Origin of the sequence: Pseudomonas sp. Tn43 (genome assembly GCF_014192635.1) — a bacterium.
Lineage (GTDB): Bacteria > Pseudomonadota > Gammaproteobacteria > Pseudomonadales > Pseudomonadaceae > Aquipseudomonas.
Window position 1 is genome coordinate 410,747 of sequence record NZ_JACHYG010000005.1, and the last position, 20,731, is coordinate 431,477.

Sequence of the window (20,731 nt, forward strand, 5' to 3'; positions counted from 1 at the left end):
GCGATTTTCGCAGCCTTTTTCAGGGGGCCGTGACGCCGGGCACCAAATAACCCTTCACCCCGGTGAAAATGATTTGCGCCGCCAATGCGCAGACAAACAAGCCCATCAACCGGCTGACAATCTGCAGGCCCTGATCGCCAAGAATGCGTTCAATCCGGCTCGACAGATAAAGCACCACGCCAACCGTGAAACTGGCCAAGGCGATACTCAGGATGGCGGTGAGCTTGTCATCCCAGTGCGGCTGGCTCACCCCCATCACCAGCAGAGCACCGATGGTGCCCGGGCCGACGGTCAGCGGAATGGTCAGCGGGACGATGGTCACATCCTGCTGCACATTGTCGGTCTGCACCGCAGATTTACCCTGGGCCATGCCCAGTGCCGAGATGAATAACACACTGCCGGCACCGATGCGGAACGCGTCCACGGTGATGCCGAAAACATTGAAAATCACCCGCCCGAACAGGTACAGCAAAACGCTGGATACCAACGTGGCGACGGCCACCTTCCAGGCCAGGCGTCGCTGTTCCTTGCGCGAGTAACCGCGGGTCAGGCTGATGAAGCAGGACAACACGAAGAACGGGCTGTAGAGCACCAGCATCTTCAAGTAAACGCTGAATAATACGTGGAGCATGATTTCGGCTCGCGGCGGCAGATGGGCAGAGCGGAGTCTATCAGTCGGTTTAATGTTTGGGGGGATGATGTGTGAAAGGGGGGGTGAAGGTAAGTTGTGGGTGAGGAAGTTGTTAGTTGTAGAGTGTTGATATTAATAAGTTACATGTTCTTGTTTGTTGTTTTTTCTTTCTTTGGTTATTGTTGTTTGCGGGTTCAAGAGGAGCCTGTTTTAATTAATAAGGGAATAAGTTGTGAATATTAATAGTGTCGAAGATATTTCTATAGCCGAATGTATTCATCGTTTGAACACTTATGAAGTGGACGGCGCTGAAGTTATCCGTCCTCGCAGTTTTTCGGTGCCGGTTGTCGATGAGCCCGGTAAAGGTTCGATCGTCGGTGAGGGCATCTTGTCCTTTACCGGTAACCTGAGTGAGCAAAATCGGGAAGATGTTCAGCATGCCTTCCTGTTCGCGACGCTGGTCGCAAATAAAAAGTTTTCGCATGAGTATCAGGGCAAGGAGTGGTATTACCAGTTCCTGGAAGTCATGACCCATGCAGGCTGGCTGCCGACCAGCAAGTACTACAACGATTTGAACATCAGCGGTAATACCGTACGGATGGATCAATTGGTGCTGGAGATCCTTGGCAGTGTCGTTGCCGGGCTTGCCGTGCCTGGCTCGGCCTCGGTCCTGATGCTGAAGGTGGCGGGCGATGCAATCACCGCATTGAAAAAGCGTGAAACCGCATTGACCCTGTATGAGCGCAATATGCTGGAGCACGGTGTGGGTGGTATGGCGGCCGGCACCTGCACCGAAGTCAATGGTGAAGTCACCATGGCATTGGGTACCGTTCGCTTCATCCGCAAGAACACTGCAACGCAAGTGCTGTTTATGGATTGGGACTCCCGCGACGTAAAACTGTACCGCGGTGATTCGGTCTTCAGGAAAGTGCCTTCCATTGTCGAGCAGACCCGCGACACGATTCGTACAAAACTTGGCTTGAATGCAAAAACCAAGATCGAAGACTACGAGATCTGATCGAATGTTTTAAAAGGGCGGCGGCTTCTCGGTCGCCCTTTTTTCATTGAGGGTTTGCTATGGCTCAGTCATATGGTTTGTTGACGGTGGGTAACGCCGTTGTTGCTTTGTCGGATGTCGAAAAAATATCGGCTTATGAGGATGTCGTACATTCAAGTCTGCTGGCGCAATTGGTTGCCAACAAAAAAATCGAGAGCATGAAAGTTCAAGACTGGTATGACACCTATGTGGCGGTGCTGGATGATTTCTGGATCCGCAATTTGAAGTTTCGCCAGGACTTTTCTCTCAACGGGCTGAAGGCGTCCACAGCGCTTGAGTGGATCTGGGCTGCAATGGCAAACAGCGGTAGTGAAGATCATGCGCTTGGCGGCTTTTTAGCGTATGCGGCGCGATTGCCGTGTTATGTCCCTGCCATCCAGATATGGCCTGAGCAGCGTTGTGAAGATGAGATGCAAGCACCTCGTTCACCGCTCAAGGTTGTGCGCCTGCTGGCGATTGTGGGACAAAGCCCGACCTCGATCAGCAGCATTTATCTCGAATTCAAAACCCGGCAGGTGTTGGCCCTGAATCCGTGGTCGCAGCATTTTGAGGCCGATGAAGTAGAAGGTCAGGTGTGCGTGCGATACGCACGGGCGAATCTGTCCGAAACCCTCTACGCGTTATCCCGTGAGGCGATTACCCACAAGCTCAGGGATCGATTGGCGGACAACGTGGCGCTACTGGTTGAGAAGGCCGATATGGGGGCGTGATACGTCGGCATCAGAGCGTCGAAGCCGTACGATTCTGCTGATCACGTTGGGCAACCCAATGCTCGATCAGGTCGCGCAGTTGCGACAGTTCCACCGGTTTGGCCATGTGCCCGTCCATGCCCGCCTGGCGCGCGCGCTCTTTGTGTTCAGCGAGGATATGTGCGGTCAACGCCACCACGGGGGTGCGAATCCGCTGGTTGCCGACTTCCCAGGCACGCAGTTGCTGGGTGGCGGAGAAACCGTCGAGGATTGGCATTTCACAGTCCATCAGCACCAGGTCGTAGCGCTGGGCTTTCATCGCCACCAGGGCTTCTTCGCCATTGCTGGCGGTGTCCGGTTGCAGATTGAGCTTGCCCAGCATGCCGCGTATGACCTTGGTCGAGATGGTGTTGTCTTCGGCCACCAGAATGCGGAAATCGCTGGGCACCTTGACCGGAAGTGTCGGGCCGGTGGGCAACTGCTGCGAAACGGAGAGGCCTTTGTTGCGTTGGTTCAGCTCGTCCGCCAGCGTGGTCTTGAGTGTATAGCCCGCCACCGGTTTAGCGAGAATTCGCTTGATCCCGCAGTTGCGCGCGATGATTTTGCTCGGGGCGTTGCTGATGCCGGTGAGCATGATGAGCAGAATGTCATGGTTCAGGCTCGGGTCTTCCTTGATCTTGGCCGCGAGCTGCATGCCGGTCATGCCAGGCATGTTCTGGTCCAGCAGGACCACGTCAAAGTAGTCGCGCAGATGAGCCTTGGTGCGCAGCAGCGCCAAGGCCTCCTTGCCGGACGGCACGGCACTGACATTCAGGCCCCAGGCGCTGCACTGCTGCACCAGCACCTTGCGACAGGTGTCGTTATCGTCCACCACCAGTACCCGTGCACCTTGCAGCGGGCCGTCCAGGTCTGAGGTCGGATGTTCGAGACGGTCTGGGTCCAATGGCAGGGTCAGCCACAAAGTGCTGCCCTGGTTGGCGCCGCTCTTGATGCCGAACTCGCCCTGCATCAAGCGGATCAGCTGACGGGCGATGACCAACCCGAGATTGCCCCCCAGGCTGGTGGCCGAGAGGAAGTGTTTGCTGTGCAGTTCGGCATGCATCAATGCGTCGCGCTCTTGCGCCTCCATGGGCTGGCCGCTGTCTTGCACAGCGATGCGCAGTCGCGGTTTGGCACTGCGTTCGTCCAGGGCGACAACGATCAGGATCTCGCCTTCATCGGTTTTCTTCAGGGCGTTTTCCAGCAGGCTCAGCAGGGTCTGACGCAGGCGCGTCGGATCTCCGCTGATGACGCGGGGTACCTGCGGCTGGATAAAGCTGATCAATTCGACGTTTTGCTGTTCGGCTTTGGCGCGGAAGATGCTCAGGCAATCTTCGATCAGTGCGTTGAGGTCGAACTGCACGTCGTCCAGTTCGATCTGTCCGGACTCGAGTTTGGAGATGTCGAGAATTTCGTTGATCAGTGTCAGCAGCTCGTTGCCGGCGCTATGGATGGTCTGCACGTAGTCACGTTGCTTGACCGACAGCGGTGTGCCCAGTAGCAATTCGGTCATGCCCAGCACCCCATTCATCGGGGTGCGGATCTCGTGGCTGATCTTCGCCAGAAATTCGGCTTTGGCGTTGATTTCGGCGTTGCTGGCGGCCAGGTCGCGACTGACGCTGAAACGGTCTTCGGTGATGCTGCGCTGTCGCTCGCCCAAGGCAATACTCATCAACAGGCCACTGATACAGATAAACACCAGCAGAATAATGATCAGGTTTTGTGGAGCGACCAGGGTCAGCCCCTGCAGGGCCGGCAGAATAATCAATGTGCCGAGGTTGAACACCACCATGGCCGCCACGAACAGGCGCGCCGGGCGATAACCTTTTTGCCAGTGATGGGCGCTGACGAACAGCATGCTCAGACCGGCCAGGGCAACCAGCCCATACGTGATCAGGTTCAGCGGCAGTGTGTTGACGAACAACAACAGCAGGCCACAGACCATGATGAACAGGATGTCCCCCAGCAGCAGCCTGTTTAACGGGTGAGGGCCGAGCGGGGCGAAGAAGCGGTAGGCGAACATCAGGCCGCAAGGCGCGGTCATCAGCAAGGCGAGGTAGGCCCCGGGTGTTTGTACGACGGACCAGTTCGGTAACCATGGTCGGGCCAGGTTCAGCAGCAACACCAGACTGAGCATCAGCAGCCCTTCGCACGCTGCCAGCCAGAGGCTGCTGCGCGAACGGGTGTAGATGTAACGGGTCAGGTTGTGCAGGATCAACATCCCGAGGCAGCCGAAAAGCAAGCCGTAGATCAGCGTCTGGTACTGAGTGGCCGCGGTCATGACCGCCGATTGCAGGGTGATGTAAGGCCGAAACTGGTGTTCGGAGACCAGCCGCAGGTACACGTCGAGGGTTTTGTCACTTTGCGGCAGCGGCAACATGAAGTCGCTGCTGGGAAGGGGAGGCTTGACCTGGAACTGCGTGGTACCGGTATTCAATTGATCGATCAGCTGATCGCCGTCGAGCACATACAGATTGAGATGGGCGACGTCAGGTGCGAACACTCTGAGCAACTGTTCATGCTTGCCGGGGGCGAGCTTGAAACGCAGCCACAGGGCGCCATCGGGCGCGGCCGCGGTGAGGCGATCGAGTTCGGTGGGGCTGAATTGATTGGTGTAGCGGCTGGAGCGGATATCGCTCAGTTGCAGATCGCCCTGTTCGTCGAGCAATACCGCCCATCCACTGCCTTGCGTGGCCTGGGCCGGGAGCATGCAGAGCAAGGTCAGCAGAGTGACGGTCAAGCCTATGGCGATCCTGAGCCAGCGCACGGCGAAATCCCTTCGTAGGTTAATGCCAAAGTATAACTATGCGCGGCGCCGGAATAGTCAGGCAAGGGCCGCAAGCCCTTGCCTGGCCGGATGGATGGCTTATTCCTGATTCTCGCCACGCTCGCGGGCAATGGCGCGGTAGCCAATGTCCTTACGGTAGAAGCAGCCTTCCCAGTCGATTTTAGCCGCCAGTTTGTAAGCCTGCTGTTGAGCTGCATCGACGCTGGTGCCCATGGCGGTAGCGCACAGTACCCGACCCCCGGCGGTCACCACTTGACCGTCCTTGAGCGCAGTACCGGCATGGAAGACTTTGCCTTCCAGTGTCGCCGCTGCATCCAGGCCGTTGATGGCAACGCCTTTGGCATAGTCACCCGGGTAACCGCCAGCGGCCAATACAATACCGACGCTCGGACGTGGATCCCATTGTGCTTCGACCTTGTCCAGGGCTTGTGCCAGCGCCGCTTCGACCAGCAACACCAGGCTCGACTGCAAGCGCAGCATCACCGGTTGGGTCTCAGGATCGCCGAAACGGCAGTTGAACTCGATAACTTTTGGGTTGCCAGCCTTGTCGATCATCAGGCCAGCATAGAGGAAGCCGGTGTAGACGTTCCCTTCCTCGGCCATGCCGCGCACGGTCGGCCAGATCACCAGGTCCATGACCCGCTGATGGACTTCGGCCGTGACGACCGGGGCCGGGGAGTAAGCACCCATGCCACCGGTATTCGGGCCGGTATCGCCGTCGCCGACGCGTTTGTGGTCCTGGCTGGTGGCCATCGGCAATACGTTCTTGCCGTCGACCATGACGATGAAGCTGGCTTCCTCGCCGTCCAGGAATTCTTCGATCACCACACGAGACCCGGCGTCGCCAAATGCGTTGCCTGCCAGCATGTCGCGTACCGCGTCTTCGGCTTCGCCCAGGGTCATGGCCACGATCACGCCTTTACCCGCGGCCAGGCCATCGGCCTTGATCACGATCGGTGCGCCTTTTTCACGCAGATAAGCCAGGGCTGGCTCGATCTCGGTGAAGTTCTGATAGTCGGCGGTCGGGATCTTGTGGCGCGCCAGGAAGTCTTTGGTAAAGGCTTTCGAACCTTCCAGTTGCGCCGCGCCCGCGGTCGGGCCGAAGCAATCCAGGCCACGGGAGCGGAACAGATCGACAACACCGGCTACCAGCGGCACTTCCGGGCCGACGATGGTCAGGGAAACGTTCTTCTCGGCAAAGTCAGCCAGTTGCTCCAGGGCCAGTACGTCGATGGCGACGTTCTCGCACTTGGCTTCAATGGCGGTGCCGGCGTTGCCCGGGGCAACGAAAACTTTTTGCACGCGCGGATCCTGAGCCACTTTCCAGGCCAGGGCGTGTTCACGGCCACCGCTGCCAATGATCAAAACGTTCAAAGAGAGACTCCTTCGGAGAAAGCTGCAAGCTACAAGCAGCAAGCAAGAGCGAATGTTTGGCTCTCAGTTACAGCTTATGGCTCTGAATTAATAAGGCTGCAGCTGCAAGAAGGAGCGACACCAGTCTGCTCTTTCTTGCAGCTTGCAGCTTGAGGCTTGTAGCTGCCGTGTATCAGTGACGGAAGTGGCGCATGCCAGTAAAGACCATGGCGATGCCCGCTTCATCAGCAGCAGCAATCACTTCGTTATCACGCATCGAGCCGCCCGGCTGGATCACCGCAGTGATGCCGACCTTGGCCGCATTGTCCAGACCATCGCGGAACGGGAAAAAGGCGTCGGAGGCCATCACCGAGCCTGCTACCTGCAACCCGGCGTGCTCAGCCTTGATCGCGGCGATACGCGCGGAGTTCACACGGCTCATCTGGCCGGCACCGACACCGATGGTCTGACGGTTCTTGGCGTAGACGATGGCGTTGGATTTAACGTACTTGGCAACTTTCCAGGCGAAGATCAGGTCGTGGATCTCTTGCTCGGTCGGGGCGCGTTTGGACACGACTTTCAAGTCGTCGGCACCGATCATGCCGATGTCGCGGCTCTGCACCAGCAGACCACCGTTGACGCGTTTGTAGTCCCACGCAGCGGCGCGATCAGCCGACCACTCACCGCAGGCCAACAAGCGCACGTTGGCTTTGGCTGCCACGATAGCGCGAGCTTCGTCACTGACGGACGGGGCGATGATCACTTCGACGAACTGACGCTCGACGATGGCTTTGGCGGTTTCTGCATCCAGTTCGCGGTTGAACGCGATAATGCCGCCGAACGCCGATTCAGTGTCGGTGGCGTAGGCCAGTTCGTAGGCCTGACGGATACCGCCTTCAGCGTCCGGGCTCACGGCCACGCCGCACGGGTTGGCGTGCTTGACGATCACGCAGGCCGGTTTGACGAAGCTCTTCACGCATTCCAGCGCGGCGTCGGTGTCGGCCACGTTGTTGAACGACAGCTCTTTGCCTTGCAGTTGGGTTGCAGTAGCGATGCCCACTTCGGCTGGCTTGGCTTCAACGTAGAACGCCGCGCTCTGGTGCGGGTTCTCGCCGTAGCGCATTTCCTGGGCCTTGATGAACTGGCTGTTGAAGGTGCGCGGGAATTCGCTGCGACCTTCAGTGGAGAGGGTTTCAGCCGCCTGGTTCACGGTGCCCATGTAGTTGGCGATCATGCCGTCATAGGCGGCGGTGTGTTCGAAGGCCTTGAGCATCAGGTCGAAACGCTGAGCGTAGGTCAGGCCGCCGGCCTTGAGGTTTTCCAGGACGTTGGCGTAATCGCTGGCATTCACCACAATGGCCACGTCTTTGTGGTTCTTGGCTGCCGAACGGACCATGGTCGGGCCGCCGATGTCGATGTTTTCGATGGCGGTCGGCAGGTCGCAGCCTGGCTTGTTGATGGTGGCTTCGAACGGGTACAGGTTGACCGCAACCAGGTCGATCGGCTTGATGCCGTGCTCATTCATGATGGCGTCGTCGATACCGCGACGACCGAGGATCCCGCCGTGGATTTTCGGGTGCAGGGTTTTAACCCGACCGTCCATCATTTCTGCGAAACCGGTGTAATCCGCGACTTCCACTGCGGCAACACCGTTGTCGCGCAGCAGCTTGAACGTTCCGCCGGTGGAGAGGATCTCGACGCCCAGGGCTTCAAGCTCCTTGGCGAATTCAAGGATCCCGGTCTTGTCGGAAACGCTGATCAAGGCGCGGCGGATCGGCAGGCGGGTAGTCTGGTCGGTCATTTCAATTTCCATCGAAAGCAAGGGAAGTCAGCAAAAAAGGCGACCGGTTCTACGCGGGCGCCTTTCTGGTTTGATTGAATGCTTACAGCAAATCGTACTGCTTGAGTTTCTTGCGCAGGGTGCCCCGGTTCAGCCCGAGCAGCTCACTGGCCTTGGTCTGGTTGCCCTTGACGTAGTTCATCACGCATTCGAGCAGGGGAGCCTCGACTTCGGAAAGCACCAGGTTATACACATCCGTGACGGCAGCGCCCTCAAGGTGGGCGAAATAATTGTGCAGCGCCTTCTCGACACTCCCGCGAAGGGTCTGACCTTCTTCGCTCGGCGTATTGAGGTGCTGTTTCAAATTCACGTTGTCGCTCACGGGTGTTGTTCCACTCACTAAAGTCTCGGTCATCATCGTCATGCGGCCACCCCTTCTCCGTCCCCTGTCAGGCTCTTGTAACGTTCGGCGAAAAAGCCCCGAACGTAGGCGCATTGTGCTTCCGTATCTTCCAAACGATTGAAGTGGGCGCGGAACTCCCTGGCGCCCGGCAAGGTTGCGAGATACCAGCCCACATGCTTGCGAGCTATGCGCACGCCCATGACGTCGCCATAGAAGGCATGCAGCGCAGCCAGATGCTCAAGCAGAATACGTTCCACCTCGATCAGTTCCGGTGCCGGGAGTTTTTCGCCGGTACGCAGATAATGATCGATCTCACGAAAAATCCATGGCTGCCCCTGGGCAGCCCGACCTACCAACAGGCCATCGGCACCGGTCGCGTCGAGCACGTACCGGGCCTTCTCGGGCGAATCGATATCGCCATTGGCGAAGACCGGAATCGACACCGCCTGCTTGATCGCGGCAATGGTGTCGTACTCGGCTTCCCCGGTATACAGATCGGCACGGGTGCGGCCGTGTACCGCCAACGCCGTGATGCCTGCCTGTTCGGCGATCTTCGCCACGGTCAGGCCATTCTTGTTCGCCCGGTCCCAGCCGGTGCGGATCTTCAGGGTAACCGGCACATCGACCGCGGCCACGACGGCCTGCAGGATCTCGGTCACCAATGCTTCATCTTTCAACAGGGCGGAACCGGCGGCCTTGTTGCAGACCTTCTTCGCCGGACAGCCCATGTTGATATCAATAATCTGCGCGCCCAGTTCGACATTGGCCCGGGCCGCATCCGCCAGCATCTGCGCATCGCCACCGGCGATCTGTACCGAGCGGGGCTCGGGATCACCTTCGTGGATCATGCGCATCCGCGATTTGCGGGTATTCCACAAGCTCATGTCGCTGGTGACCATTTCCGAGACTACAAGGCCGGCGCCCAGTCGCTTGCACAGCTGACGAAAGGGCTGATCGGTGACACCCGCCATGGGGGCGAGAATCAAGCCGTTGTGCAATGTATATGGACCGATGCGTACCGCCGACATAGGACTTCCCTGTTGTGGGGCCGGATCATGAGAGTTCGAAAAAGGGTTGGCATGATACCCGCTCTCGATGACTGGATAAAGGCTGAATTGAACAAAATCTGAACAGTAATTTTGTTATTGCCAGCGGTTTGGTAGCGCAAGCAAAGCCGGAAAACAGCTGTCAGGCTGTAACACTCGAGCGTTTTACTCAGGGGAATGGAAGCTCAGGCTGTAATTCACCGCTTTGGCGCCTGGATCAAGAATATCCAGCGCGATGTGGATTGGCGTTTGCGGCGGCATCTCCGCCATCCCTTCGAGATCACCGCTGAGGTACTCGCCAGGTTTGAAGCGACGGCTGGCGATCAGGTGGCCGTTGAGGTCGGCAAAGCGCAGCTCCAGCAGCGGGAAGGGTTGTGAGAAGGGCGCGCGATTGTAGATGATCGCGTCGACCACCAGTGCACCATTGAAGTCCGGGTGGCTGCGGACCACCAGGTTGCTGCTTTTGACTTTTGCGATGTCGACTTTGGACGGCACGGTGCAGCCGATGTGCGGGCACAGTTGCTGGAACCATGGACGGTACTGGTCCTGGCGTGCCAGTTCGTCGAAATGATAAGCGACGTATTGGCCGGCGAGGCCAGCGGCGCCGAGCAAAATCAGCAGCAGCCAGAAAAAGCGCCGGCCCCAGGGAGAACGACGTTTTTGCCAATCCAGTTGCAACGGATCGTCGGTCAGATCCTCCAATACTTCCGCGCGCAGCGCCGGTTCGCTGCGTTCACGTCGCTTGCGCAGGGGTTCGGCAGAGGGCCGGTCATTGTCGACTTCATCGGCAGTCGCCGACAGGCTGGCAAAGGGGATCGGGGCGTCGAGCGGGTCGTGCAGGCGCAGCTGCTGGATCTCGGGTTCGTCGTCCGGATACGTGGGCTCCAGCGACAGTGAAGGTTCGGTGCGCGAATGTTTGCTCGGTTCGATCGCAGGTTCTGGCGTGGGCGCGTCGGCGGTTTTTGCACGGTCGGCGGCCGACTCACTGAAGAGACTGTCGGACCAGGGCTCCTGGTCATGCTCGGTGGTATCGCGGCGAGCGCTGAGGCTGTCTTCGCGCGGCCGAGTGAATTCCATGGTTGGCTGGATTTCCCGCTGTTCGAGCCGGGCGAGCTCTTCGTCCAGATCCAGGCTGTCCAGATCCATTTCTGCAGCGGTCCATTGCTTTTGGCTGATGGCGCGCTGCACGGGCGGTTCGGTGGGCGTCGGTGCAACCGGTTTGACCGTTTCCTTGCCGGCCCGTTGCTCGAGTAACTGCCTGGCGGCGTTGAACACCTGCAAACACGAGCCGCAACGAACTACTCCACGGGCCACGCTCAACTGAGCATGGCTGACGCGGAAGCTGGTTTGGCAATGCGGGCACTGGGTGACGAAGCTATCGGTCATGCGGAAATCCGGTTTATGCAGGCGCTCATTCTAGCGCCGACGGCCAGTAATGCGTACCCAGCCGTCGCGATTGGCAATCGGATCCAGATCGAAGTCCTGAGCGTACGCGGCGGCGACTTCTTCACCTTGTTCGGCGAGGATGCCCGACAGTGCCAAACGACCGCCCGGCTTGACCAGGCTGGACAGTTGCGGAGCCAGCGAAACCAGCGGGCCGGCCAGAATGTTGGCGACCAGCACGTCGGCCTGAACCTGGGGCAGGTCTTGGGGCAGATACAATGCGAAGAGTTCGTCGGCAATGTTGTTGCGCCCGGCATTGTCGCGTGAGGCTTCCAGCGCCTGCACATCGATGTCGGTGCCGACGGCTTGCTTGGCGCCCAGCAACAGGGCGGCAATCGCCAGAATCCCCGAGCCGCAACCGAAGTCGAGCACGTTGCAACCTTTCAGGTCCTGACCGTCGAGCCATTCCAGGCACAGAGCTGTGGTCGGGTGAGTGCCGGTACCGAACGCCAGGCCCGGGTCCAGCAGCAAGTTCACTGCGTCGGGTTCCGGCGCGGCATGCCAGCTCGGGACGATCCACAGGCGCTGACCGAAGCGCATCGGCTGGAAACCGTCCATCCAGCTGCGTTCCCAGTCCTGGTCTTCGATCACTTCGCTGTGGTGTTCGGGCAGCGGACTGCCAGTCAGCAACTCAAGATGGGCCAGCACCGGACCAGGCTCGGTGCCACCTTCGAACAAGGCCAGCAAGTGAGTGTGCGACCACAGCGGCGTGGTATTGAGTTCCGGTTCGAAAATCGGCTGATCTTCGGCGTCCATGAAGGTCACCGACACGGCGCCCACTTCAAGGAAAGCGTCTTCGTAGGTTTCGGCTTGTTCTGGGCTGATGGCGAGACGGACTTGCAGCCAAGGCATGGCGGGCACCTTTGAAAAAATATGGATTGCAGCCTGGCGGGTTGCCAGAAACGCGCAAGTTTACGCGAGCGCGAGGCAGAAGACGACAAGACCGATATATGCGTGCTCTTCGTAGGCGCGAGGCTTGCCCGCGAAGAACGATGACGCGGTAAGTCTGAAACACCGTGGTGCCTGGTTCGCGGGCAAGCCTCGTTCCTACAAAGAGCGCAGAAACAACAAAGCCGCTCGAAAGCGGCTTTGTTGGTATGGATCACAGCTTAGTGCTTTTCGCCAGCCAGCTTGTGTTCCAGGTAGTGGATGTTGACTCCGCCTTCGCAGAAGCCAGCATCGCGGACCAGGTCGCGGTGCAGCGGGATGTTGGTCTTGATCCCGTCGACCACGATTTCGTCCAGCGCATTGCGCATGCGCGCCATGGCTTCGTCACGGGTGGCGCCGTAGGTGATCAGCTTGCCGATCAACGAATCGTAGTTCGGCGGAACGGCATAGCCACTGTACAGGTGCGAATCGACGCGAACGCCGTTGCCGCCTGGCGCGTGGAAATGCTTGACCGTGCCTGGGCTAGGCATGAAGGTTTTCGGGTCTTCGGCGTTGATCCGGCATTCCAGCGCGTGACCGCGGATAACGACGTCATCCTGGGTATACGACAGCTTGTTGCCAGCGGCGATGCTGAGCATCTCCTTGACGATGTCGATGCCGGTGACCATTTCCGATACCGGGTGCTCTACCTGGACACGAGTGTTCATCTCGATGAAGTAGAAGTGGCCGTTCTCGTACAGGAACTCGAACGTGCCGGCGCCACGGTAGCCGATGTCGATGCAAGCCTTGACGCAGCGAGCGAGGACTTCAGCGCGTGCTTTCTCGTCGATGCCCGGTGCCGGCGCTTCTTCGAGAACCTTCTGGTGGCGACGTTGCAGCGAGCAATCGCGGTCGCCCAGATGGATAGCGTGGCCCTGGCCGTCGGAAAGAACCTGAACTTCCACGTGGCGTGGGTTGGTCAGGAATTTTTCCAGGTAGACCATCGGGTTGCCGAACGCTGCGCCCGCTTCGGAGCGGGTCAGTTTCGCCGAGGAGATCAGGTCTTCCTCTTTGTACACCACGCGCATACCACGACCACCACCGCCGCCAGCGGCTTTGATGATCACCGGATAACCGACTTCGCGGCCGATGCCCAGAGCGGTTTCTTCGTCTTCCGGCAACGGGCCGTCGGAACCCGGAACGGTTGGAACGCCGGCGGCGATCATGGCGTGCTTGGCCGATACCTTGTCGCCCATCAGGCGAATGGTCTCGGCTTTCGGGCCAATGAACGCGAAGCCGGAATTCTCGACCTGTTCGGCAAAGTCGGCGTTTTCCGCTAGAAAGCCGTAGCCTGGGTGGATAGCGGTAGCGCCAGTCACTTCAGCGGCGGCGATGATGGCCGGAATGTGCAGGTAAGAGTGCGCGGCCGAGGCCGGGCCGATGCAGACGGATTCGTCTGCCAGGCCCAGGTGCATCAGCTCTTTGTCGGCCTTGGAGTAAACGGCAACAGTCTTGATGCCCATCTCTTTGCAGGCACGCAGGATCCGCAGGGCGATCTCACCGCGGTTGGCGATCAGAACTTTTTCCAACTTCGCAGTCATCAAAGTTTCTCCGCGGTTCAAACGATGGTGAACAGCGGTTGGTCGTACTCAACCGGCTGGCCGTCTTCGACGAGGATGGATTCGATCACACCGCTGGCTTCAGCTTCGATGTGGTTCATCATCTTCATGGCTTCGACGATGCACAGGGTGTCGCCTTTCTTCACGGTCTGGCCGACTTCAACGAAGGAGGGCGAGGACGGCGAGGATTTGCGATAGAAAGTACCGACCATCGGCGAGCGCGCAACGTTGCCGTTCAGCGCAGGCGCAGCCGGGGCTGCAGGAGCAGCGGCGGCAACCGGAGCGGCAGCGACAGGTGCTGGCGCTGGCGCCGGTGCCGGAGCATGCATAGGAGCGGGAGCGTAGTACTGCTGAGCCGGCGTCTTGCTGTGACGGCTGATGCGTACGGACTCTTCGCCTTCCTTGATCTCGAGTTCGTCGATACCGGACTCTTCCAGCAACTCGATCAGTTTCTTAACTTTACGGATATCCATGAATCATCAACTCCCAAGGGTCGGTCAGGGGGCGTTTAACGCTTGTTGTTCAAGCTGTTGCCTGTGTTTCAAGCTGCTCTAGGGCGGCCTCCAGGGCCAGTCGATAACCGCTGGCGCCAAGGCCGCAGATCACTCCCACCGCAACGTCGGAGAAGTAAGAGTGATGGCGGAAAGGTTCGCGTTTGTGCACGTTAGATAAATGCACTTCGATGAATGGGATGCTCACTGCCAGCAGCGCGTCACGTAATGCGACACTTGTATGCGTAAAAGCTGCTGGATTGATCAGGATGAAGTCCACACCTTCGCTGCGGGCAGCGTGGATGCGATCGATCAATTCGTACTCGGCGTTGCTTTGCAGATAGAGCAAATGGTGGCCGGCATTGCGTGCCCGCTGTTCCAGATCCTGATTGATCTGCGCCAGTGTCGTTGCACCGTAGACGCCCGGTTCCCGAGTGCCGAGCAGGTTCAGGTTGGGGCCGTGTAACACCAATAAGGTCGCCATCTGCCGCTCCTTTGTCATCTGTGTGCAATTGTCAGAACCCGGCGACTATGCCGCAAAGCCTTTGTGACTGTCCAGTTCTATGCAATAGCCAGCACGATGGCCGATGTTTACGCGAAATATATGACCGGGCAATTAAATCTGGTCATTTGCTTTCGCAACACGTTCGGCGAAGTTTTTCGCGCTGATTTCGCCAATCACCCGCACATCGACACGTTCGACGCCGTCCTTGCCGAAAAACATCAGCGCCGGAGGACCGAATAGTTGGTAGCGGTCGAGCAGGGCGCGTTGTTCGGCGTTGCTGGCAGTGATGTCGAAACGAATCAATCGATAACCTTTGAGGCGTTCGACGACATTGGCATCGGTGAGCACCTCGTGTTCGATGACTTTGCAGCTGATGCACCAGTCGGCGTACCAATCGAGCAGCAGCGGTGTGCCATCGGCTTTGGCTTCGGCAAGAACGCGGTCCAGTTCGGCTGGCGTGGTGATGGTTTGCCAATTGCCGGCGATTGGCGGTTGACCGTTGCTGGCGACATTGCGCGGTTGGCCAATGGGGTTGAACGGATCGGTCTGGCCACTGAAGGCGCCGTACCAGCAAGCCAGGGCATAAAACAGCAAGAACATCCCCAGCAATTGCCCCAGGCGTTTTCTGGGCGGTTTATAGACAAATTCCAGTGCGCCCATAAACAACCCGACGCCACCGGCGAGCAAGCCGATCAACAGCAAGGTGATCTGGCCCGGCAGTACCCGGCTGAGCAAGGCAATCGCCAGCCCGAGCAACAGCACCCCAATCGCATTTTTCACGTAGATCAGCCATGGTCCGCTTCTCGGCAGCCAGGCCGCGCCGCCGGTTGCTACCAGCAACAGCGGTGCACCCATGCCCAGGCCGAGCATGAACAATTTCAAGCCGCCGCCCAGCGCATCGCCGCTGGCGCTGATGTATAGCAGCGCGCCGGCCAGCGGTGCCGATACACACGGCGAAACCAGCAGGCTCGACACCACGCCCAGCACGGCCGCGCCCCACAATGAGCCGCCTTCGGTACGTCCGGCGATCCGGTCCAGGCGGCTGCTGATGGCATGGGGGAGCTTCAGTTCGAATACACCAAACATGGCCAGGGCAAATACAACGAAAAACATCGCGAACGGCACCAGCACCCAAGCCGACTGCAAGCGCGCCTGAAGATTGAGCTGTGCGCCGAACATTCCCATCAAGGCGCCGAGCAGGGCGAAACAGAGGGCCATCGGCAATACGTAAGCCAGCGACAGGGTGAAACCGCGTAACCCGCCAACCTGTCCGCGCAGGACCACCCCGGAGAGGATCGGCAGCATCGGCAGCACGCAGGGGGTGAAGGTCAGGCCCACTCCTGCAAGAAAAAACAGCGCCAGTTCGCGCCAGCTCCAGGCTGTGGTCGCGGCACCGTCGCCATCAATACTCAGGCGTTCGGTCTCAGGCGGATAACACAGGCCTTTGTCGGCACAGCCCTGATAGGTCACGACCAGCGTAAAGGCGCGTGAGTCGGTGCGTGGCAGTTCTACATCGAGAATGCCGTGGTAAACCTCGACATCGCCGAAGAACTCATCGTGCTTTTGTTCGCCTTTGGGCAATTGCGCCGCGCCCAGGCCAATGTCGGCCGGGTCGGCGCGAAACTGGAAGCGATGGCGGTAGAGGTAGTAACCCTCGGTAGCGACGAAACGCAGTTTGATCGATTGCGGCGTACTTTCTACCAGGCTCAACTTGAACGCTTCGCGCACCGGCAGGAAGTCGGCGCTGTTGTTGACTGAACCCAGGGTGGAACTGGGCCGACTGTCCAGCAACCCGGCGGCGGAGGCCGGCAGGGCGAGTACTAAGAACAGCAGGCAAAGCAAACGGCGCATGACAATCTCGCGTATCGAAAGTGTGGGCATGATAGCGGACGTCGGAAGGGTATGCAGGAAGCATGATCGTTCCCGCGCTCTGCGTGGGAATGCAGCCCGGGACGCTCTGCGTCCCAACAGTGGACGCAGAGCGTCCATTGAGGCGTTCCCACGCAGAGCGTGGGAACGATCATTGGGAAGAGAAACTGTCAGACGCGAAAGGCCTGAACGGCTGTATGCAATCGCCCGCCCAGCACCAACAAATTCTCCCCTTGTTCACGCCCCTCGCCGATGCGCAGCAGATTATCCCCACCCAATTGGTGAATCCGCTCACTGTGATCGCGGATTTCGCTGACAGCGCCGCTCTGTTGGGCGGTGACATCGGCGATGCGCACGGCGGTGTCGGCAATGGTCTGGATCGCCCCGACGATTTTATCCAGTGCCCCGTCGGCTGCCTGGGCCTGATTGGCCGTGGCTTCGGCGTGTTCGACCTGGGCACGCATGCCATCGACCGATTGCCGCGCGGCGGTTTGCAGGCCGGCGATCAGTGTCTGGATCTCGGCCGTCGCCCCGGCGGTGCGTTGCGCCAGTGAGCGAACTTCCTCGGCCACCACGGCAAACCCCCGGCCCATTTCTCCGGCACGGGCCGCTTCGATGGCGGCGTTCAGGGCCAGCAGATTGGTCTGGTCGGCAATCGAGCGGATCACCGTCAGTACACCGCCGATGGTCGCTGACTCCTCGGCCAGATGCTCGATCATTTGTGCGTTGCCTTGCACTTCACCCACCAACGCATGCAGGCCGGTGAGGCTCAGGCCGATCACTTTCTGCCCGTGTTCCACCGCAAGTCCGGCATGGCGGCTGGCATCGGCGGCCTGGCTGGCGTCACCGGCGACTTGTTGAATCGTCGCTTCAAGCTCACCCAAAGAGTCGCGGATCAACGCGGTGTCGCCGGCCTGATGCTCGGCGCCACTGTGCAGGTCATTGCTTAATTCGGCCAACGTTCGGCTGCTGCCGGCGACTTGCTCGGCATTGAGGCGAATGGTGCCGACCAGGTCGACCAGATAGGCGCGCAAGCGATTGAGCGAGGCTTGAATGTCATGCAGCTCGCGGTTGGTCGCGCCCAGTTGAATGTCGCGGCTGAAGTCACCTTCGGCCCAGGTCGACAGCGCCGGGGCAAGGTTGGTCAGGGTTCGGGCCAGGCGTCGCTGCAAGGTATCGATGAGCAATGCGATCAGCAGAATCAGCCCGATCATCACCCCTTGCATCAGCCGCACTTCGCTCTGGATCTGCCCGTGCTGGACGCGCACCACCGGTTCCAGTCCGGCGATGGACTGCTGCACAGCGGTGATTTTCACGTGCGTCGCAGCGCTGAGGTCGGCGCGTTTCTGGATCTGTTCGCGGGTGCGCGCCAGTTCCGAAGGGTAGCGGCTGAGCAGGCTGTTGAGTTCCCGCTTAAGGCCGACGCCAACCTCTTCGGCGACGGTTTTCTCGGTGTTGTCCAACCCCATCATCGCGGCGAAATCATCGGTATTCGATTCGGTGCTGGCGGTCACGCCAAGTAGCGGTAAAGCGTCCAGTTGCGCGGCTTGAGTGCGGATGTTAGCGACTTCCCGCTCGACATCGGCGGCCAGTTCGCTACGACCACTGCTGACCAGTTTGTCCCGGGCCAGTGACAATTTACCCAAATGCTGGGAAGCGACGAGTAAGGGCGTCAGATAGGCCGCGTTGCCGCTGGCGTATTGGCTGAGTTGATCGAGGCTGGCGCTGAGTTCGCGTTCGGCCTGCAGCAGCAGTGCTTGCGGGTCGCCGGCGAGTTTGCCGGCGGCCAGCAGGTCGGTTTTGCCGAATTCAGCCAGATTCGACAGGCTGGGGCGCAAGGTATCGGCCAATGCCGGTGGCAACTCAGCGAGTTCCGCTTGCAAGGCGTCGATGGCCTGGCTGGCGCTGCTCAGGCGCAGGGCATCGCCGCTGGCCAGGTAATCCTCGACGTTGCGCGCTACTTCATTTTGAAACTGCTGAGAAAGGCCCAGATAACGCTCCATCAACAGATAGGGGCGCTCCAGGGCTTTTTGCGACCACCAGAGCGTGGCGCCAAGGGCCACGCACACGGCGACCAGAAGGAGGGTATTGAGGTTGGTCAACAGCTTCAAGCGCATCATGGTCTACCAACGGCAGAATGGTAAGTGCCTGAAGTTATTGCGTTTCTATTACAGAGTTATGACCGAATGGGTCGATTCCGATGAAAAAGTGGCACTTTGCTCTCGCGCGGCTTGTACCCGGTTACGTCCCTCGTTCTTCGCGCGGTACAGCGCCTCGTCGGCCTGGCTGGCCATCAGCAGACTGTCAGAATTTTCGCGCATTTCGACGACGCCGGCACTGAACGTGCACCACAGATCCTGCGGCTGAGCGGGGTAGTGAATTTCGGCAAAGCGCTGACGGATTTCATCGAGCACCTTGCAGGCCGATTCGATATCAGTGTCCGGCATGACGATGGCGAACTCTTCGCCGCCATAACGGCCAATGAAGTCGGTCTTGCGCAACCGCTGCTTGAGGAACAGCGCCAGGCTCTTGATCACTCGGTCGCCCATGGGATGGCCATGACTGTCGTTGACCCGTTTGAAGTGGTCGATGTCGAGCATCGCAAAGCTCAGCGGCTTGCTTTCGCGGCGGGCGCGGAATGAACAGTCTTCGAGCAATTGCAGAATGTGAGTGTGGTTATACAAACCGGTCAGGCTGTCGCGCACCATCCGCGCTTTCAGATTGCGCGCCCGCGCCGCGCGGTTGCGCACGGTGGTGATCAGGTGTCGTGGTTTGATCGGTTTGGTCAGAAAGTCGTCGCCGCCTTCGCTCATGGCGTCGAGTTGTTTGTCCAGATCGTCTTCGGCCGACAGATAAATGATCGGCACGCTGACATAGCGGTCGTTATGGCGGATCACCTTGGCCAGTTCGGTACCGGTGCAGGCCGGCATGTACATGTCGAGGATGATCAGGTCCGGCTGGAAATCCGCCAGTTCGGCCATGGCCTGGATCGGTTCGATCAAGGTCCGCGTCACGATCCCGGCACTGTTGAGCAAGCGCTCGGTGTGCAAGGCTTGGGCGCGGGAGTCATCGATGATCAGCACTTTATAGGGTTCGTACTGGGCGACGCAGGTCAGGACTTCGATTTTTTCCAGCAGGCTCGAGGCTTCGAGCGTGCCGGTGAGAAATTCCTGGCCTCCGGCACGCACGGCGGCGAGGCGGGTCGGGGTATCGGTTTCGTGCAGGCTGAAAAACAACAGCGGCAAGGGCTGATCAAGGCCTTCCTGGGCTTCGGCCGCCAGTTTCAGGCCGATGCCGGCGCCGCTGAAGTCGACGTCCATGACAATCGCCGCCGGCAAGCGTTCGACCAACGAGGAGCGGAACGCGGCGACACTGTCGAGGGATTGGGCACTCAGCCCGAAAAATTCAAGTTGTTTGGCCAGCCGTTCGGCCCGGTCGTGATCTTGCAGCATCACGTAGATCGGCTTGCGCAGTGGCGGCAGGAAGGTTTGTTCGAGCTGATCGCCATGACGCAGGCCGGTGCGGGACAGGCGCTGCATCAGACGATTGAGTTCAGTGATCAGTCCGCTGCTCAGGCGTCCGCGATTGGCATCGACCGCTTCCAGCGACTGGCCGATGTGGCGCGCCAGTTGAGTGTGTTCCGGTTGTTCGAAACGTTCGGCAAAACGCAGCAGGCGCAGATTGGCTTCACTCAGCTCCGACAAGTCGCTAGTGGACCATTCGTTGCGCTGCAGGCGTTGCCATATCTCAAGAATCTGACGTGCCTGATGAATTACCCGCTGGGCAAAATGGTGCTTGAGGCGCTCACGGCTGGGGTCTTCTGGCTCGGTCATATCCTGACTACTAGGTAGGGTGCATGCTGAGATCGACTGGTGGCTCTATGCTAGCACCTCTTTTCGATTGCATGAGTGTCGCAGGTCAATAATCTGCGAAGCGATGTTATTCAGTTTCTGACTCATGAGTTTCGATCAGGGCGTCACTGGCCGATAGAGCCTGATGAATCAGGTGTTTGAGGACATCTCCTGGTCATTTCAAGGCAACTTCCCATGTCTCGGCGAGCCTCGTCTGTCAGGTATTTCTGATTTTTCGGCCAAACGATCCGGTCGGGAATTGCGGCTGATAGGGTTCAGGGATTCCCTTAGTCGCTCGTC

General features: G+C 59.2%; 16 protein-coding genes. 2 read left to right on the top strand and 14 right to left on the bottom strand.

What is annotated here, in order from left to right; genetic code table 11:
* Window positions 1-19 precede the first annotated feature (19 nt).
* Window positions 20-631: a MarC family protein gene (locus FHW68_RS16280; RefSeq protein WP_183681300.1), complete on the bottom strand. Its 612-nt coding sequence runs from the start codon at window positions 629-631 to the stop codon at window positions 20-22.
* A gap of 232 nt (window positions 632-863) precedes the next feature.
* Between FHW68_RS16280 and FHW68_RS16285 the strand changes: the two genes are divergently transcribed.
* Together FHW68_RS16285 and FHW68_RS16290 are read left to right on the top strand one after the other, a co-directional pair.
* Window positions 864-1,649 (top strand): hypothetical protein, encoded by a 786-nt coding sequence (locus FHW68_RS16285; protein WP_183681303.1) that lies wholly within the window; start codon window positions 864-866, stop codon window positions 1,647-1,649.
* A 59-nt stretch (window positions 1,650-1,708) separates the two neighbouring features.
* On the top strand, window positions 1,709-2,398 hold the full coding sequence (locus FHW68_RS16290; protein WP_183681305.1) for a hypothetical protein: 690 nt from the start codon (window positions 1,709-1,711) through the stop codon (window positions 2,396-2,398).
* A 10-nt stretch (window positions 2,399-2,408) separates the two neighbouring features.
* On the opposite strand, the gene FHW68_RS16295 is transcribed toward FHW68_RS16290, so the two are convergent.
* The 13 genes from FHW68_RS16295 to gcbA all read right to left on the bottom strand — a co-directional run bounded on the left by FHW68_RS16295 (window position 2,409) and on the right by gcbA (window position 20,413).
* Window positions 2,409-5,183, bottom strand: a complete 2,775-nt coding sequence (locus tag FHW68_RS16295) for a hybrid sensor histidine kinase/response regulator (protein WP_183681308.1) — start codon at window positions 5,181-5,183, stop codon at window positions 2,409-2,411.
* Window positions 5,184-5,282: 99 nt separating this feature from the next.
* Entirely contained in the window at window positions 5,283-6,578 is a 1,296-nt protein-coding gene (purD, locus tag FHW68_RS16300; RefSeq protein WP_123500880.1) for a phosphoribosylamine--glycine ligase, read from the bottom strand.
* A 172-nt stretch (window positions 6,579-6,750) separates the two neighbouring features.
* The gene (gene purH, locus FHW68_RS16305) at window positions 6,751-8,358 is read right to left on the bottom strand and encodes a bifunctional phosphoribosylaminoimidazolecarboxamide formyltransferase/IMP cyclohydrolase (protein ID WP_183681312.1); all 1,608 of its coding nucleotides are present in this window, start codon (window positions 8,356-8,358) and stop codon (window positions 6,751-6,753) included.
* Between the two features lie 82 nt (window positions 8,359-8,440).
* Window positions 8,441-8,761, bottom strand: coding sequence for a DNA-binding transcriptional regulator Fis (gene fis, locus FHW68_RS16310; protein ID WP_007907419.1), 321 nt, complete (start codon window positions 8,759-8,761; stop codon window positions 8,441-8,443).
* A complete protein-coding gene (gene dusB, locus FHW68_RS16315) occupies window positions 8,758-9,768 on the bottom strand; it encodes a tRNA dihydrouridine synthase DusB (protein ID WP_095634087.1) in 1,011 nt (336 codons plus the stop codon). Before dusB ends, fis begins: the two co-directional genes overlap by 4 nt.
* Window positions 9,769-9,951: 183 nt before the next feature.
* Window positions 9,952-11,172 carry a DUF3426 domain-containing protein gene (locus FHW68_RS16320; RefSeq protein WP_183681314.1) on the bottom strand — a complete coding sequence of 407 codons (1,221 nt, stop codon included), beginning with the start codon at window positions 11,170-11,172 and terminating at the stop codon, window positions 9,952-9,954.
* Window positions 11,173-11,202: 30 nt separating this feature from the next.
* Complete coding sequence (gene prmA / locus FHW68_RS16325; RefSeq protein WP_095634089.1) at window positions 11,203-12,081, bottom strand: 50S ribosomal protein L11 methyltransferase; 879 nt, start codon at window positions 12,079-12,081, stop codon at window positions 11,203-11,205.
* 257 nt (window positions 12,082-12,338) lie between these two features.
* The gene (accC, locus tag FHW68_RS16330; protein WP_095634090.1) at window positions 12,339-13,697 is read right to left on the bottom strand and encodes an acetyl-CoA carboxylase biotin carboxylase subunit; all 1,359 of its coding nucleotides are present in this window, start codon (window positions 13,695-13,697) and stop codon (window positions 12,339-12,341) included.
* A 17-nt stretch (window positions 13,698-13,714) separates the two neighbouring features.
* Window positions 13,715-14,188, bottom strand: a complete 474-nt coding sequence (accB, locus tag FHW68_RS16335; RefSeq protein ID WP_095634091.1) for an acetyl-CoA carboxylase biotin carboxyl carrier protein — start codon at window positions 14,186-14,188, stop codon at window positions 13,715-13,717.
* Between the two features lie 49 nt (window positions 14,189-14,237).
* Complete coding sequence (gene aroQ, locus FHW68_RS16340; protein WP_095634092.1) at window positions 14,238-14,690, bottom strand: type II 3-dehydroquinate dehydratase; 453 nt, start codon at window positions 14,688-14,690, stop codon at window positions 14,238-14,240.
* Between the two features lie 132 nt (window positions 14,691-14,822).
* Window positions 14,823-16,562 carry a protein-disulfide reductase DsbD gene (locus tag FHW68_RS16345; RefSeq protein WP_183681318.1) on the bottom strand — a complete coding sequence of 580 codons (1,740 nt, stop codon included), beginning with the start codon at window positions 16,560-16,562 and terminating at the stop codon, window positions 14,823-14,825.
* A gap of 188 nt (window positions 16,563-16,750) precedes the next feature.
* A complete protein-coding gene (locus FHW68_RS16350; RefSeq protein ID WP_409258755.1) occupies window positions 16,751-18,700 on the bottom strand; it encodes a methyl-accepting chemotaxis protein in 1,950 nt (649 codons plus the stop codon).
* Window positions 18,701-18,748: 48 nt separating this feature from the next.
* Entirely contained in the window at window positions 18,749-20,413 is a 1,665-nt protein-coding gene (gene gcbA, locus FHW68_RS16355) for a diguanylate cyclase GcbA (protein ID WP_183681322.1), read from the bottom strand.
* Window positions 20,414-20,731: the final 318 nt, after the last annotated feature.